Origin of the sequence: Micromonospora sp. DT229 (assembly GCF_049844505.1) — a bacterium.
Classification (GTDB): Bacteria; Actinomycetota; Actinomycetes; order Mycobacteriales; family Micromonosporaceae; genus Micromonospora.
Genome location: NZ_JBNCLD010000001.1, coordinates 476,374 through 492,344, shown reverse-complemented (window position 1 = coordinate 492,344; position 15,971 = coordinate 476,374). Strand labels below are relative to the sequence as shown.

Here is a 15,971-nt window from a genome sequence, read left to right as displayed (position 1 = left end):
GAAGGCACAGCATGACTGAGGTCCGTCAGGTGGAGGGCGCGTCGGCGCCTACTCAAACAGCTCCGCGCCACGATCGGCCGGACGGGCCGGACGGCGAGTCGCGCGTCCGTGAACTGCTCGGTCGGATGACGATCGAGGAGAAGGTCGCGCAGCTCGTCGGGTTCTGGGAGAAGGAGGACGGTGAGGCGGTCGCCCCCTTGCAGGGCGAGTTCGGCGAGGTCGGCAGGCTGGAGAGCTTCTCCCGGCATGGGTTGGGTCACCTCACCCGGGCCTACGGCACCCGTCCGGTCGACCCCGTCGCCCGCGCCTCCTGGTTGCGGAAGTTCCAGTCGGAACTGATCACCGGCACCCGGCTCGGCATTCCGGCGATCGTGCACGAGGAGTGCCTGACCGGGTTGTCGGCCTGGAAGGCGGCGACCTTCCCCACCCCCCTGGCCTGGGGTGCCGCCTTCGATCCCGACCTGGTCACCGAGATGGCCGAGGCGGTCGGGACGGTGATGCGTACCCTCGGCATCCATCAGGGCCTCTCCCCGGTGCTGGACGTGATCCGGGACGCGCGGTGGGGCCGGGTCGACGAGTGCATCGCCGAGGACCCGTACCTGGTCGGCACCATCGGCACTTCCTACGTGCGGGGTCTGCAGTCCCAGGGGGTGCACGCCACCCTGAAGCACTTCGTCGGCTACTCCGCCTCCCGGGCCGGGCGCAACTTCGCCCCGGTGCACGCCGGTCCCCGGGAGATCGCCGACGTGTTCCTCCCGCCGTTCGAGATGGCCGTCCTGGACGGCAACGTGCGGTCGGTCATGCACTCGTACGCCGAGATCGACGGTGTGCCGGTCGCCGCCGACCCCACCCTGCTCACCGAGCTGCTGCGGGACCGGTGGGGCTTCGACGGCACGGTGGTGGCCGACTACTACGGGGTGGCCTTCCTGAACCTGCTGCACCATGTCGCCCCGGACCACGCGGAGGCGGCCGTGCAGGCCCTCACCGCCGGGGTCGACGTCGAACTGCCCACCGGGGACGCCTACCTGACCCTGATCGAGTCGGTGCGGTCCGGCCGGATCGACGAGGCCCTGATCGACCGGTCGGTGCTGCGGGTGCTGCGGCAGAAGCTGGAACTCGGCCTGCTCGACGCCACCTTCGACGACGAGCCGGTCGGGCAGGTCGACCTCGACTCGCCGGAGCATCGGGCGATCGCCCGCCGGCTGGCGGAGAAGTCCATCGTCCTGGTCGCCAACCAGGGGGTGCTGCCGCTGCCGGCCGGGCGTCGGGTGGCGGTGATCGGTCCGAACGCCGACCGGGAGGCGGCCCTGTTCGGCTGCTACTCCTTCCTTAACCACGTCCTCGCCCAGCACCCGGGGGTGGAGACCGGCATCGAGGTGCCCACCGTGCTCCAGGCCCTGCGAGAGGAGCTCGGCGCCGAGCAGATCACCTCGGCGGTGGGCTGCGCGGTGGACACCGAGGACCGGTCCGGGTTCGCCGAGGCCGTGGCCGCGGCCACGGAGGCGGAGGTCGCCGTACTGGTCGTCGGTGACCACGCAGGCCTGTTCGGCCGCGGCACCGTCGGGGAGGGCTGTGACCGCGACGACCTGGAGCTGCCCGGGGTGCAGCGGGAACTCGTCGAGGCGGTGCTGGACACCGAGACCCCGGTGGTGCTGGTGCTGCTCACCGGACGGCCGTACGCCCTCGGGTGGGCGATGGACCGGTGCGCGGCGGTGGTGCAGGCCTTCTTCCCGGGCGAGGAGGGGGCGTCGGCGATCGCCGGGGTGCTCTCCGGGCGGGTCAACCCCTCGGGACGGCTGCCGGTGAGCATGCCGGGCTCGGCCGGGGCGCAGCCGTACTCGTACCTGCACCCCACCCTGGGGGAGGGCAACGAGGTGACGAGCCTGTCGGCGGCGCCGGTGGCCCCGTTCGGCCACGGTCTGTCGTACACCACCTTCGGGTACGCCGATCTGACCGTGTCCGACACGGTGCCCACCGACGGCACGATCCGGGCCAGCGTCCGGGTCACCAACACCGGCACGGTGGCCGGCGAGGAGGTCGTCCAGCTCTACGGCCACGACCTGGTGGCCTCGATCACCCGGCCGGTGGCGCAGCTGCTCGGGTACCGCCGGGTCCACCTGGAGCCGGGGGAGTCCGTCACGGTCGAGCTGTCCGTGCCCACCACCCGACTGGCGTTCTCCGACCGCACCCTTACCCGGGTCGTGGAGCCCGGCGAGGTCGACATCTGGGTCGGCAACAGCGCCCACCGTGCCGCCCAGGCCCGTACCACCCTGGTCGGTGACGTCGTCCCGGTGACCAACGCATCCCCTCGCTGGACCACCACCCGCCTGCACTGACCGCCCTTCGGAGCCTGGTGCGGCACCGTCCCCGTGAGGGGCGGGCCGCACCAGGCTCCGGCGTGTCAGCGGCGCTTGTTCGGCTTCCTCTCGGCACTCGCCGGCGGTGACCCGCCGGGAGTGGCGGGTGCCGTTTCGGTGGTGCCGTTGGCGGGCGGGGGTGGGTACCTGTGCAGGATCCAGGTCTGCTGACCCAGGGAGAACAGGTTCGTGGTGACCCAGTAGATGATCACCCCGATCGGGAAGATCAGCCCGGAGACGAGCAGCGAGGCCGGAATGCCGTAGAGCATCAACCGCTGCATCATCCGCTGCTGCGGCTCCTCGGCCCACCCGGTCCGCAGGATCATCTGCCGGCTGCTCAAATACGTGGTCACGACCATCATCGCGATCAGGATCAGAGCCACCAACCGGACGGTCACCCCGTCTGCCCCGAGTACGGCCAACTCCGCTCCGGTGGAGCGGAAGCTGGCCGCGACGGGCGCGCCGAACAGGGTCGCCGACGAGGCGCTGTCGAACTGGGTGACCGTCCAGCCGTACAGCGTCTTCAGGTGCTCCGGCATGGCGGGCTTGAGGTGCCGCAGCACGTGGAACAGCCCCAGGAAGACCGGGATCTGGACCAGCATGGGTAGGCAGCCCATCAGCGGGTTGGCCCGCTCGGTCCGGTAGAGCTCGACGAGCTCCTTCTGGAGGGTCTCCCGGTCGTCCCGGTGTTTGTCCTGAAGCGCCTTGATCTGGGGCTGGAGGGCCTGCATCGCCCGCTGTGCCTTGATCTGCTTGACGAAGATCGGGAAGAGGACCACCCGGACGGTGAGCACCAGGAAGACGATGCCGAGCACCCAGGACCAGTCGGTGCCCCACCGGGCTGTGTCGGCGAAGACCAACTGCCAGGCGCGGTGCCAGAACAGCAGGATGGCGGAGATGCCTGCGTAGATCAACGCCATCAGTGGGCTGAGAATGGCGCTCACCGGAGGGCTCCGGTGGTCAGGGGGCCGGAGAACCCGGCAAGGATCAGCGAAGTGGACATGGTGCACCTCTCGAACGACGACCGACGACTGAAGACGGACAGGAACCAGTCAGGTGCGGTCGCCGTCGAGCGGCAGAGGGTGAGGCTCAGGCGACCGCTGGGGTCGCCGTCGGGGCACGGGGGCGGGAGCGGCCGGCCGCGTCCGGATCACGATGCCGGGGTACGCCGGTGCGGCGGCAGCGTTCGCGCATCATCCGGCCGGTGACCCGCAGGTCGGCCGGGGTGACCACCCGCAGCAGCAGGTTCACCGCGGTGAGCACGACCGCCAGCAGTGCCCCGGTCGCCGCGGCGGTGCCGGTGACCATGCCACCGGCGCCCGCGTCGGCGAGCACACCGACGAGGTACCAGAGCATGGCGAACCCGATCACGTGACAACCATATCCGGCAGCCGCGACCGGGCAAGGGTGCCGCGGGCGCGCTGCTGAGATCGACCCGGCCGCCGTCACCGCCGACGGCTGCGGTGCCGACGTGCCGGCACCCGGGCTAGCGGTGCGGGTCGGTCTCGGCGCGCAGGGCGGCGGTGGCCCGGATCGCCTTGACGATCGCCGGGATCGCGCCGATCAGCAGCACCACCGCCCAGATGATCGCGATCACGGCGAAGACGAGGGCGCCGATGCTGTCGAGAATGCTGACCACGATCACCGGCACCAGCCGGTGCAGGAACTCCAACACCACCGGGCAGAGCAGGCTGGTCCCGATCAGCAGCACCAGGCCCTTGTTCTGAAGGAACTTGGGCTGGGCGAGCAGCAGCAGCCCGGCCCAGGTCAGTTTGAGCAGCAGCACCAGGCCGAGCAGGACGGCCGCGTCCCCCACCGGGAAGAAGCCCCACAGGGCCAGATAGGCCAGGGTGCCGAACGGTGGTGCCAGGAACAGGGAAACCATGATCGACAGCTCGACGAACGCGAGCACCAGGGCCAGGAACCCCACGATGATCAGGACGATCGAGAAGATCAGGGTGGCGATCCCCTGCACCCGCCCCTGGATCCGTTCGGGGAGCACCAGGCCCAGGCAGAACAGCCCGGTGGTCCACAGGGCCGTCGCGTCGACCAGGGCCAGGTAGCCGGTGCCCCGTCCCGAGGGCTCGCTGACCCCGCGTACCTCCCCGATCTCGACACCGAGGTCGGCGGCGCCGCCGGCCAGCGCCGGCCCGGCGTCCGAGCCGCCCACCAGCAACCCGGCGCCGACCTCGACGCCGACCGCCAGCACCAGGGCGAGCATGGCCAGCAGCAGGAACGGCCTGCGTAACGCGCCCATCAGGGTCCTCCTCAGGATTCACTGCCGGCTGACGGTGATCACGCAGCCGGTGGGGCAGCGCAGGGTCACGATGCTCGGGCGGTCCACCGCGATCCGAGCCACCGCGTCGGTGCCGTCCTCGGCCGGGGTGACCGTGTCGGCCAGGGTGAAGTCGGCGCCGCCGGGGGCCGGTGCCTCGACGGCGAACCCGGTGGGGCTGCGCAGGATCAGCAGCCGCAGCCCGCCCGGATCGGCGACCCGTACCGCGCAGTCGCCGACCACCGCCAGCCGACCGGGCGCCTCGGCGCACTCCGCCTCGACACTGTCGGGGTCGACCGCGCCCGCTCCGCCGCCGACCCGCCCCAGCAACTCCACAAGCGAATGCCGCCCCACCGGATCACCCCCCTCCTGCCGCCCGACCCCCACCACCCCCACGAACAACACCACCAGCAACACCCCGACCCCCACCACCAACACCTTCTGCCGTCCCCCCACCCCAACCCCCTCCTCTCACCCACCCGGCCCTCTCACCCCAACCCCACCCCTCCCCACCCCTCCCCACCCACCCACCCCGGCCCGCCCCGCCCTCGCCCTGTCGATCAAGAAGTTTGCGTCTGGGTGGCGTTGATTTCTGACGCAAACCTCTTGATCAACAGGAGCTGAGGGGGTGGGAGGGGTGGGGTCAGAGGGGGGATGGGGGGAGTTCGGTGAAGCGGATGGTGTCTATGCCGGCGAAGTAGCGGTCCGTGCTCTGGGTCTTGCCGATCACCACCAGGGTGATCTCGTGCGGGCCGGCGGCCAGGCGGACCTGGGCCACGTCGAGCCAGTCGGTGATCCGCACCTGCGGGGTGAACCCGATGAACGGGTCACCGACCTGCCGGCCGTCGATCAGGAACGCCACGTTGGCGTAGTCGGGCGCGGTGGTCAGTACGGCGGAGAACTGCCAGGTGGCCTCGGCGGGCAGCGCCACCCGTACGGTCACCCGGTCGTTGATCGCCCGGCCCAGGAAGAACAACTGGGCGTCCTGTGACCAGGTCACCTGGCAGCAGTTCCCCTGCACGACCACGCTCGCCGGGGAGTTCGACGGGGATTCCACCGCGGCGGTGGGCACCAGACTCTCCGCCTCGACGGTCACCACCCGTGGCGGCAGCGGCGGGGCATCCTCACCCCGGGTCACCAGGAACACCACCGTGGCCGAGACGACGAGCACCAGGGCCGCCGCAGCGGCGATCCAGGGCCAGGGCGTACGCTTCGGCGGCGCCACCGCCCGTACCTCGTAGGTGACCCGGCCGCTGGAGCGCGAACTCTCCTCCGGGGCGGTGTTCGCCGAGTAGGCGAACCCGGTCATGTCGTAGCGCCTAGGTGGAGTCCCGGCCGGCACCACCAGGCGTACCAGGAAGGACACCGAGCCCTGCGCGGGCACCACCCGCTGGGGTTCGGTGACCGTGAACCAGGCCCGCTGGGTCCCCTCGCCGGGGGCCACGTCGAACACCACCGTGTCCGGGGCGAGTCCCGGGTTGGAGACGGTGAAGGTCAACTCCCCGGCGTTGCGGGGGTCCAGGGTGAACTGCTCGGCAGCGGCGACGACGGTCCATTCGGTGGTCATGACGGCTCCTCCGGAGCGGGATCGACAAGGTCAGCGCCGCCCGGGTCAGCGCCGCCCGGGTCAGCGCCGCCCGGGTCAGCGTCGGCCGGGTCAGTGACGGCAGGGCCAGCGCCGCCCGGGCCAGCGTCGGCCGGGCTGGGTCCGACGGTGGCCCGGCCGATCGCCCGGCCGGGCGTGGTGGCGGCGACCACGATCTCGGCGGTGACCGCGGCCGGTTTCTCCGCCTCGACGATGCGGGCGATCAGGGCCAACTGCTCGGCGGCGGCCGCCGGCACCCGGACCACCACGTGAAAGGGCCGGTCGGCCGGCTCGTCGAGGACGAAACCGGTGACCCCGGTGGCCAGTTCCAGGGCGGTGCGCAGACCGTAGGGGGTACCCCGCCAGGCCGCCAGGCGGGCGCCGTGCGCCACCAGATCCCGCAGCCGGCTCAGTGGCAGCAGCAGGGGAGCGTCCCGCCGGGGGGCGGCGACCAGGTGGTCCATCGCCACCCACCGGGCCAGGTACGCCACCATCTCCCCGGGCGCCTGGTAGGGCGCGAACAGGGCCTCGACCTCGGCCAGTACGGCCTCGTCCGGGGCGTGCAGCCCCTCCATCACCTCCAGCAGCGCCCACAGCACGCTGCCCGGTACGCAGGCCCGCTGGTACGCCGCAGGCAGCAGCCGCTCAATGCCCGCTCGCCGCATCGTGGCGCACCACCTCTATGTCGTGCTCGCCGGAGCAGAGCAGCCAGGTGTCCGGCACGGTCACCACGTCGGCCGTGGCCTGGTTGGCGCTGGCCGACCAGTCCACCGCCTCGGTGCTGCGGAACACCCCCCGCTCCCCGCCGGCCAGCATCAGTCGCGGCGACCCGGAGGCGGCGGCCACCGCGTCGACCGGCACGAACCGGGTCCGGTCGCGCAGCGGCAGCCCGCAGTTGACCGACACGGACGCCCACTGCGGCTGCCCGGCCAGGGTGTCCAGCCGCAGCACCCCGCCGCTCTGGGTGGCCGCCAACGCCACACTGCCGCTGAAGGCCAGGTCCCGGCAGGTCCCGCCGATCCACCCGCCCTGCATCGCCTGCCACTTGACGTCGGACTCGAACAGCCGGGCCCGGAAACAGCCCTGTCCGGGCTTCTTGGGATCCGGCTCACCGGCGCCGCTCCACAGCAGGGTGGCCGGGCCGTCGTACTGCACGGCGAGCACCCGGTTGTCCACATTGGCCAACCCGACGTGGGTGAAGCTGCCCGGGCGGCCGGCGTTGCCCGACAGGTACACCCCGAACCCGGCCTGGGCCGCCACCGCCACCCCGGGGGCACCCCGTTCGGAGACGAAGGCCCGTACCGCGTAGAAGCCCCGGTCGGCGTCGGCCGGGTCGACCAGGATCTGCAACGGCACCGCGCCGGGCAGCAGGGACACCTCGTACAGGCCGGTGTCCGTGGCGACCAGCAGGGCACCGGCGCCGTCCCGGTCGATCCAGGCCAGGTCGCTGATCCGCGCCTCCAGGTCGGCCAGCAGGGACCAGGTTTCCCCCAGGTCGGTGCTCAGGTGCACCCGGGAACCACCGCCGGTGCGTACGGTGGCCACCGCCAGCGAGCCGGGGCGGGCGACGATGCCCGGTCGGACCGGGGCGGGGGCGGGGGCCACCCGCTGCACGTTCTCCCCGGTGAAGCGACCGACCGGCTCCCAGCCGGCACCGGCGTTGGTGGAGCGGAACAGCACCTCGGCACTGCCGGCGTACCAGGTGTTCGGCTGGTACTCGTCGGCGGCCAGGGTACGCACCTGGTTGTCCGGGGCCTCGTCCACCACGAACCGCACCGACTCGACGTAACGCACCCCCGGCTCGGCGTGCTCCAGCAGCCGGTACACATTGGAGGCCCGCAGCGGCTCGCCGAAGGCCCACCCGGTCGGGTTGAGGGCGGTGGGTAACGGGCTCAGGGTCTGGTGCAGCCGGTCGTGGATGCGTCGGCGGACCGCCTCGACGTCCTCCTCCCGGCGGACCACCACCCGGGCCCGGATCGACACCGCCTTGTACCTGGCCCAACTGGCCCGGCAGGTGGTGCCCAGGGAACGACGCCGCTCCAGATCCGCCTCGACCCGCAGCCAGGTCTCCTCCACCTCGTGTTCACGCAGCACCTGCACCGGCAGCCCACCGCCCGGCCGGGCCTGCGTCGGCACGTACGGCACCAGCACCGTCTCCACCTCACCCGGGCGGGCGAAGCTGTAGACGGCGGCCCGGGTGAAGGCCCGGGCCCGGGCCACCCCACCGGCCGCCGTGGCCAGCACCTCGAAATCGCGGGCGGTCACCGCCCGCTGCTGGGCGAAGAAGGCGTACGGCCCGCGCAGCAGCACCGACTCCATGGTCTCCATCTCCCGGCCGCCGACCGCCGGCAGCGGGTTGACCACCTTCACCCCGGGCAGCGGATCCCGCAGGCTGGTCAGGGTGCCGGCCGCCACGTTGCCGGTCGGTCCGCCACCGGCGCGATACCACAGCCGCACCTGCCGCCCGGCCGGTGGCACGGCCCCGACCGGGCCGTCGCCGAAGCGCAGCGACGCCGGTTCGGTGGTCCGCAGGTCCAGGGCGGGGGCGAAGGTGATCGTGCCGGAGCAGCGGTCGACCAGGTACGCCTTGTCCTGGGGGCCCAGACCGGCGAAGCTGTCCACCGGACGCCAGATCTCGAAGACGCGGCCCTGGTGTTCCCGGGCCGCCGCACCCAGCTCCACCGACCCGGCCGGCACCTCCACCCCGAGCAGCAGATCCCACGCCTCGGCGGTACGCGCCAGCGGTGCCCGCGCCGCACGCAACACCTGCCCCGGCGCCCCGGTGCCCATCCCCAGCAGTTCCGCCTCGATGAGTTCGCAGTGGTGCATCCGTACGGTCACCTCGTGCTCGCCGACCCCCAGCGACGCCGGTTCACAGGTGACGAAGACGACCGGGCGGGGGTCCGCACTTCGGGCGGCGGCCACCCGGGTACCGGCCGGGATCCGCAGCGGCGCCTCGGCCGATCCGGTCCGGGTGAAACGCGCCTCCGCCCAGGCCGCGCTCGGCGCGTGCCGGGTCACCCCGAGCAGGTTCAGAAAGGCCACGTACGCCTTCTCCGGCAACTGGTTGAGCCGGTAGATCATCACCTCGGTGAGGTGCGCGAACGCCTCCAGCAGGGCGATGCCGGGATCGTGCGCGGACAGATCGGTCCAGCCGGGACAGGACTGCTGGATCCGCTCCCGGGCCTCGATGACCAGGTCCAGGAAGCTGCGGTCGTCCAGGTGCGGCACGGGCAGGGTCATCACCCCTCCTCGGGGCCGGGTGCGGCGGAAGGTTCCTCGTCGACCGGCAGCAGGTCCACGGAGAAGACCAGGTGGCCGGGGGCCAGGCTGGCCCGAATCCGGTAGTCCAGCCGGATCACCAGCCGCCAGGCGTCGTCCGGGTCGGGACCGGCGTCGACATCGAGTACGTCGATGCGTGGCTCCCAGCGGGCGATGGCCGCCCGTACGTAGTGGATGGCCAGGCCGGCGGTGGTGTCGTCGTTCGGCGCGAAGACCAGCCGGTGCAGCCGTGAGCCGTAGCCGGGTCGCATCAGCCGCTCACCCGGGGTGGTGGACAGCAGCAGGAACAACGCCTGGCGTACGGTCTCATCGCCGTCGGTCATGGCCAACCCGCCGGCCGCGGTCAGCCCCAGACCGCCACCCCGGCCTGGGTCGAAGCCGGCACCGACGAACCTGATCGCCCTCATCGGTCGGCCCCCACGAACCGCTGCCGGGGATCGCGGACCCGGTAGGTGACCTGCCCCGGGGGACTGCCGTCGGTGAACCCTTGAAGGTGGGACAGCACGACGGGTCGACCGTCCACCCGGATCCAGTGGCTGTAGCCGACCGCCACCGGTTCGGTCTTCGTGCAGGGCTTCACGGTGGCGCCGTAGTTGGGACAGGCGGCGATCGCCCGGCCCAACGGATCGTCGGCCACCAGGACCGGGACCCCGGCGAGAGTCACCCACCGCTGCGAGGGCTGGTTGCGGACCCGGCCGTCGTGATCGCACCTGATCACGGAGTCGCGGTGTATCCAGCGCATCAGCGGCCTCCTTCGTGGTGGGCACGGGCGAGCGAGCGGGCCTGCTCGGCGGCGGTGTCCGGGTCCTCGACCGCCTCGGCGTGCAGGAAGTCGACACTGCGGGCCCGCACCACCATGGCCCGGCCCGGGGCGGAGAGCACCAGGTCGGTGGCGGCGTGCAGGGTGGCCAGTTCGGGGGTCAGCTCCAACCAACTGCCGGCCTCCGTGCTCAACCGCAGACTGCGGGCCACGTCGTCGATGACCACCTGCTGCCCACCGGCGGTCCGCAGCGACCACCGCCGGGCCCGACCCTCCTCGACCCCGGTGTCGTACGGCTCGACCGCCCCGAACAGCGATCCCAGGACGACACCGGAGGCCGGTTCGCCGCCGGGCAACGCCACCAGCACCCGGTCCTGCGGATCGGGCAGCGCCACCAGGCCCTTGCCCCGGCCCGCTCCCGGGCAGAGCACCCCCAGCCAGCCGGCGTCGGCCCCGCCGTAGGCGGGCAGCTCCACCCGTACCCGACCCAGTCCGGCGGGGTCGGCCACATCGGTGACCGTGCCCAGGGTGACCACCGCCGGTGCGGGCGGCCCGGCCGGTGGCGCCGGCGGGGGAACGGTGGAGAAGCGGGTCAGATGGCCGTCGGCGTCCAGGGTGTGCACCACCTCGGTGAGGACGTAGGTGCCCGCGACCGCCTCGGCGACCCCGGTCAGGAGCACCCGGCGGCCCGGCCGCAGGGCCGGATCACCCTCGGCCGTACCTTCGGCGGTGACCAGGGCGGCGGCCCGCAGGTCCAGGCGGGCCTGGGCGAGGGCGGCGATCTCGTCGTCGCTGCGCCCCGGCTGATCCAACGCGGTCCGGGCACCCTCCGCGCCGACCACCGCCGGATCCGGTTCGACCGGGGTACGGCGTCCGCAGCGCGGGCTGGCGGCGCTCTGCGCGATCGGTTCGGCCCGCTGAGGGTGCCAGCCCAGGGCGGTGCTCTCCCCGGCGGCGGCGTCGACGTTCATGGACAGCCGCAGACCGTGCACCCGGTGACCGAGGGTCAGCGGGACCGGCTCGCCCTGACCCCGCAGGGTCACCAGGTGCAGCACACCCTCGTGGACGGTCAGGTGCAGCCCGGCCCGGCCGGCCACCGCCAGCAGCAGGTCCAGATCGTTGGCGTGGTGGTGGGTCAATCGTTCCAGCCGGGGCCCCTCGGACTCCGCCTCGACCCGCAGCCCCAGGTCGGCGCAGAGTTCACCGGCCAGGTCGGCGGCGGTGACCGACTCGAAGACCCGCAACCGTTGCCGCTTGCGCAGCCGGTGCAGGAGGTCGTACCCCCGAACCCGCAGGATGGCGCCGCCGTCGGCGGCGTACTCCACCTCGACGGCGGTGACCTCGCCACCGAACAGCGTCTCCGGTTGACCATCCAGCCGGACCTGCAGGCTGGCCCCGAGGCGTACCGGGCCGGTCAGGGCCGCCGGACCAGGGGCAGTGGTCAACACCGCCTCGCACTGGGTGGGACGGTTCAGCCGGGCGGCCACCCGCAGGGTACGCAGTTGACCGGGCAACGCCTCGGACAACGCGACCCCGTCGATCAGCATGATCAGCGCCCGGGACGCCAGGTCGGTCATCGCCCGCCTCCGGCGACCGTGGTCTCGGGCAGCGGCGGCACGGCCAGGGGAGTGCCGGGGGGCAGGGTCAGGGGGTCGGTGATCCGGTTGTGTTCGGCCAGCAGCCGCCACCGCAGCGGCGACCCCAGCGCGTCGTGGGCGAGCAGATCGAAGCGTACGCCGGAGGAGTCGGCGGTGCCGCTGCCGTCACCGGCGGCGACCACGGTCGTGCCCGGCGCGACGGCCGGGGTCTGTGCGGCGGCCAACTCTTCGGCGAACCCCTCCCGGGCCCGGTCGGCGTCCTCGGTGACCCGGACCAGCTTGAGTCGCAGCCAGGATCGACGCGGTGATCCGGTGGCGGTGAAGGCGTCGAATCGTTCCGCTACGGCGACGATCACTCCCGGCACGTTCCAGGTCTTGCCCCAGACCAGCCGGACCAGCGGGGGCCGTACCCAGCCGTGCTCCACCGCCGAGTTCTCCGCCAGCAGCCACAACGGCCGGGTCAGTTCCCGCACGTCGGCGGGGCGTACCTGACCCTCGGCGAAATCGGTGTCGAACAGCAGATCAAGCACCAGTTCGGTACGCCCACCGCCGGTGAAGACCAACGGATCGTCGGCCCGACCGGCCCCGGCGAGCTGGGTGCCGGCGGTGCCCCGACGGCGTACCCCGGCGAGCCGGGTCACCTCGACACTCTCCGGGTTGAGCAGGCAGTCGATCCGCTCGCCGGTGGCGTCGATGAGGAAGGCCACCCGTTCCATCACTCACCCGCCTGTTCCCGGTCGAGCCGACCCCGGTGCGCGACCTCGTCCCCGGCCGGCTCGGGCACCGACCACAGCGGACCGTCGTCGGGCAGCCTCGGCCACGGCCCGACCACCCGCCGCCGCCGACCCGCCCGACCCGCCCGGTCGAGGTCCGGCCACGGCCCCCCGTCACCGGTCAACCGCTCGTCACCGGCTCCACGCTCCTCCCCGCCGCCCCACTCGTCCCTGTGGCCTGGTTCGCCCCTGTTGAAGCGCATGACATCGGCCCGCCGCATGACATCGGCCCACGGCGGGGTATCGGCCCGCCGCGTGACATCGGCCCACGGCGGGGTATCGGCCGGCCGCGTGACATCGGCCCGCCCGGTGGCACCGGCCTGCCGGGTTGCATCGGCCTGCCCTGCGACATCCGCCCGCCCGGTGACGTCGGCCTGCCCGGTGACGGCGGTTGTCCGTGCGGGGCCACCTGGTATCGCACCGCCCGGCCATAGCCCGTCCCCGACCACGACACGATCGCCTGGTCGGTCTCCGGTCACGGGCGGGTCGGCGGCCTGCTGCCTGTCCTCGGCGGTGTTCCGGCCATCGACCGCCCGAAGCCAGCGACCGGTCCGGGCCGGGTAGGTGCCCTCACCCCACTCGCCAGGTCCGCCGCGCCCGGTCGGCGCAACAGCTCCCGACCGAGGGTCGATCGCGGCACGCGACTGAGCCCGCGCCGACGGCAGTCGATCCGCCGTCCCCACCCGCCGCCTCGATACAGGCAGCCGTGGGATCGGAGGTGCCCCGCTGCCACCCAGCCCGCCGAGCGCCCGAGGTGGTTCCTCGTCGCTGCGGCCCGCCCCGCCGCCCCGCGCGGTCCGACCCTCCGAGGGGCTACCCGCTGCGGTGTCGCCCGCTGTGACGCTGTCTGTGCCGTGCCTCGGCACCGCTTCACCGTCCCGGGCCGTGGTCACGTCGCTGCCCTCTGGCCCCACCCGACCGGACTCGACCGGACTCACGGCAGCCCTCGCCGGCTCGTGCCGCCCCGCAGCGCCCCGAGCGACCCCGCCGACTCCTCGCACCCCCCTTTGCTCTGCTTCACTCCACGCAATGCCCGGTGTCCGGTATCCGGACAGTGACCGTTGCGTCGGTTGAAGCAGAGCAAAGGGGACGGTGGGAGTACGGCCGGGAACCGGGGGTGCGACCGGGGACCGACCCGGATCCGGACCCGAGACCGAGGCCGGGACCGGACCCGGGGCCGCGACCGAGGGCGGGGCCAGGACCGAGGGTGGGAGTGGGGGTGGGGCATGGTTCAGGGTGATCGGGTCGTGGGGTGCGGCGATGATGTCGCCGACGTTCGATCTGCCGTTCGCCGACACCGGTGTGGCCGGCGGCGGGCCGTCGAGGGCCAGGTCGCGCAGCAGGCCCGGGGCGTGTGCTTCGACCACCCGCAGCCAGTGCTCCGGTGGCCGGCCCGGACGGCGGTCCGTGACATCGGCTGCCGACCTGGCCGTAGCGGGGACAGGCCCGGCAATCGAGACAGAACCAACGGCCGGGGCGGGCCCAAGGGCCGGGGTCGGCCCGGCGACTGGGGCGGGGACGGCGGGGGAGGAGGGGCCGGCGGGGGAGGAGGGGACGGCGACGCGGTCCACGGCCTGTGCGGCGGACCGCAGCAACTCGGCCAGCCGGCTAAGCGGTCGTCGGCGCGGCACCGCCGGCCTCCAGTTCCAGGCTTTCGTAGCGCAGGGTCAGTGCCGCGATGGCGATCTCCTGGCTGAGGGTGTTCAGGTGGGCGCCGCGCCAGTTCGTCGGCCAGGCGTTGATCAGGTTCCAGCGCAGCACCTCCGCGGTGCCGGCGGCGTCGAGCAGCACCACGGAGACGTTGCGGCGGTTGACCGTGCCGCGGGCCACCGCGTGCACCCAGTCCCACAACTCCCGCGAGGAGGTGAGGCCGAAGTGCAGGGTGACCGGGCCGTACTCGACCTGGCCGGGGATCATCCGGATCCGGTCGTTGCCCTGCTCCCGGTACGCCACCGCCGCGATGTTCACCTCCAGGCCGCTGACCTCGGTGAAGTGGCCGTTGGTGACGCCGTTGACCAGCAGTTTGAAGTTGTAGGCGCGGTACGGGTCGACCGGGGCGCCCGGCTGGGGTGTGGCCGTGGTCGGCATGTCAGCCTCCAATCGTCTCGGTCTCGGTGCCACCGGCCCACTGGCTGAGCTTGAACACCACGAATTCGGCCGGCTTCACCACGGCGATGCCGATGTGGGCGACCACCATCCCGGCGTCGCGAACGTCGGCCGGGTTGGTCTCCTCGTCGCACTTGACGAAGAACGCCTCCTCCGGCGTACGGCCCAGCAGGGCTCCGTCGCGCCAGACCCGGGTCAGGAAGGCGCCGATGTCCCGACGGATCGAGCGCCACAGGGTGAAGTCGTTCGGTTCGAACACCATCCAGCGGGTGCCGTTGGCGATGGCCTGTTCGATGGCGATGGAGAGTCGGCGTACGTTCAGGTAACGCCACTCGCTGGCCTCGGCGGCGAGGGTACGCGCGCCCCAGACCCGGATGCCCTCGCCCGGGAAGTAGCGGATCACGTTGACCCCCTTGGGGTTGAGCACGTCGTGCTCGGCCCGGGTGACCAGGTGGCCCAGGTCGACCGCGCCGCGTACCGGCTCGTTGGCCGGTGCCTTGTGTACTCCGCGCAGGGCGTCCGTGCGGGCCCAGATGCCGGCCACGTGCCCGCTCGGCGGGGTGAGCACCAGCTCACCGGAGAGCGGATCGCGTACCCGCAGCCAGGGGTAGTAGAGGGCGCCGTAGTCCGACTGCCGAGGGCGATGCGACACCGGGCCACCACCGGAGCCGGCGGCCGGGATCTCCGGGTCGGCGGCGTCGCTCGGCTTGGCCGGGCGGGTGGAGCCGGGGGTGGCGACCCGGGTCAGGGTGGAGATGTCCTCGATGTCCGGCGGAGGGTCGCAGATGGCCACCATGGTGCGGGTGCGTTCGGCCAGGCTGAGCAGGGCCTCGTACGCGACCGGGTCGTGGAAGCCGGGGGTGGCCACGATGGAGACCTCGTCGACCGCCTCCAGCAGGTCCAGGCCGGCCCGTTTGCGGCCGGTGCCGGTGACCGCGCCGCCCTCCCCGACGTTGACCACCCAGCAGCGGGTACCGCCGTTGTCCAGGAAACCGAAGACGGCCCGGGCCAACGGGGTGCTCTCCAACTCGTCGCCGTCGGCGTACAGGCGCAGGAAGTCCGTCCAGTTGTTCACGGCGAGGGCCTCGCCGAGGTGTGCGGTGCGGTGCGGCGCGACACCGACGAAGGCGGCGGTGCTGGTACCGACCGGTCCGATCGGTCGCGCGGCACCGGGCACCTCCTCGACGTAGATGCCGGGTGAGAAGTAGGTGGGCATCGGTCCTCCCGGAAGCGGG

Annotated in this window: 15 protein-coding genes; 1 reads left to right on the top strand and 14 read right to left on the bottom strand. The window is 72.7% G+C overall.

Going from position 1 to position 15,971, the window contains the following annotated elements:
• Window positions 1–11 precede the first annotated feature (11 nt).
• A complete protein-coding gene (locus tag ACLQ2T_RS02360) occupies window positions 12–2,336 on the top strand; it encodes a beta-glucosidase (RefSeq protein WP_425764323.1) in 2,325 nt (774 codons plus the stop codon).
• Between the two features lie 65 nt (window positions 2,337–2,401).
• Here the strand turns inward: ACLQ2T_RS02360 and yidC are convergent, their stop codons facing one another.
• The 14 genes from yidC to ACLQ2T_RS02290 form a co-directional block, all read right to left on the bottom strand.
• A complete protein-coding gene (gene yidC, locus ACLQ2T_RS02355) occupies window positions 2,402–3,277 on the bottom strand; it encodes a membrane protein insertase YidC (protein ID WP_425764416.1) in 876 nt (291 codons plus the stop codon).
• Window positions 3,278–3,446: 169 nt separating this feature from the next.
• The gene (locus ACLQ2T_RS02350) at window positions 3,447–3,728 is read right to left on the bottom strand and encodes a DUF6412 domain-containing protein (RefSeq protein ID WP_425764322.1); all 282 of its coding nucleotides are present in this window, start codon (window positions 3,726–3,728) and stop codon (window positions 3,447–3,449) included.
• 115 nt (window positions 3,729–3,843) lie between these two features.
• Entirely contained in the window at window positions 3,844–4,614 is a 771-nt protein-coding gene (locus tag ACLQ2T_RS02345) for a hypothetical protein (protein WP_425764321.1), read from the bottom strand.
• An 18-nt stretch (window positions 4,615–4,632) separates the two neighbouring features.
• A complete protein-coding gene (locus ACLQ2T_RS02340) occupies window positions 4,633–5,088 on the bottom strand; it encodes a hypothetical protein (protein WP_425764320.1) in 456 nt (151 codons plus the stop codon).
• 187 nt (window positions 5,089–5,275) lie between these two features.
• Window positions 5,276–6,199 carry a hypothetical protein gene (locus ACLQ2T_RS02335; protein ID WP_425764319.1) on the bottom strand — a complete coding sequence of 308 codons (924 nt, stop codon included), beginning with the start codon at window positions 6,197–6,199 and terminating at the stop codon, window positions 5,276–5,278.
• Window positions 6,196–6,882 carry a phage tail protein gene (locus ACLQ2T_RS02330; RefSeq protein WP_425764318.1) on the bottom strand — a complete coding sequence of 229 codons (687 nt, stop codon included), beginning with the start codon at window positions 6,880–6,882 and terminating at the stop codon, window positions 6,196–6,198. Before ACLQ2T_RS02330 ends, ACLQ2T_RS02335 begins: the two co-directional genes overlap by 4 nt.
• Window positions 6,863–9,460 (bottom strand): putative baseplate assembly protein, encoded by a 2,598-nt coding sequence (locus ACLQ2T_RS02325; protein WP_425764317.1) that lies wholly within the window; start codon window positions 9,458–9,460, stop codon window positions 6,863–6,865. The genes ACLQ2T_RS02330 and ACLQ2T_RS02325 overlap by 20 nt, the downstream gene beginning before the upstream one ends.
• Window positions 9,460–9,906, bottom strand: a complete 447-nt coding sequence (locus ACLQ2T_RS02320; RefSeq protein ID WP_425764316.1) for a GPW/gp25 family protein — start codon at window positions 9,904–9,906, stop codon at window positions 9,460–9,462. The genes ACLQ2T_RS02325 and ACLQ2T_RS02320 overlap by 1 nt, the downstream gene beginning before the upstream one ends.
• Entirely contained in the window at window positions 9,903–10,241 is a 339-nt protein-coding gene (locus ACLQ2T_RS02315) for a hypothetical protein (protein ID WP_425764315.1), read from the bottom strand. Before ACLQ2T_RS02315 ends, ACLQ2T_RS02320 begins: the two co-directional genes overlap by 4 nt.
• A complete protein-coding gene (locus ACLQ2T_RS02310) occupies window positions 10,241–11,836 on the bottom strand; it encodes a phage baseplate assembly protein V (protein ID WP_425764314.1) in 1,596 nt (531 codons plus the stop codon). Before ACLQ2T_RS02310 ends, ACLQ2T_RS02315 begins: the two co-directional genes overlap by 1 nt.
• The gene (locus tag ACLQ2T_RS02305; RefSeq protein WP_425764313.1) at window positions 11,833–12,573 is read right to left on the bottom strand and encodes a hypothetical protein; all 741 of its coding nucleotides are present in this window, start codon (window positions 12,571–12,573) and stop codon (window positions 11,833–11,835) included. The genes ACLQ2T_RS02310 and ACLQ2T_RS02305 overlap by 4 nt, the downstream gene beginning before the upstream one ends.
• Window positions 12,573–12,755: a hypothetical protein gene (locus ACLQ2T_RS02300; RefSeq protein WP_425764312.1), complete on the bottom strand. Its 183-nt coding sequence runs from the start codon at window positions 12,753–12,755 to the stop codon at window positions 12,573–12,575. The genes ACLQ2T_RS02305 and ACLQ2T_RS02300 overlap by 1 nt, the downstream gene beginning before the upstream one ends.
• 1,483 nt (window positions 12,756–14,238) lie before the next feature.
• Window positions 14,239–14,718: a phage tail protein gene (locus ACLQ2T_RS02295; protein WP_425764311.1), complete on the bottom strand. Its 480-nt coding sequence runs from the start codon at window positions 14,716–14,718 to the stop codon at window positions 14,239–14,241.
• Between the two features lies 1 nt (window position 14,719).
• A complete protein-coding gene (locus ACLQ2T_RS02290) occupies window positions 14,720–15,952 on the bottom strand; it encodes a phage tail sheath family protein (protein WP_425764310.1) in 1,233 nt (410 codons plus the stop codon).
• Between the last annotated feature and the right edge of the window lie 19 nt (window positions 15,953–15,971).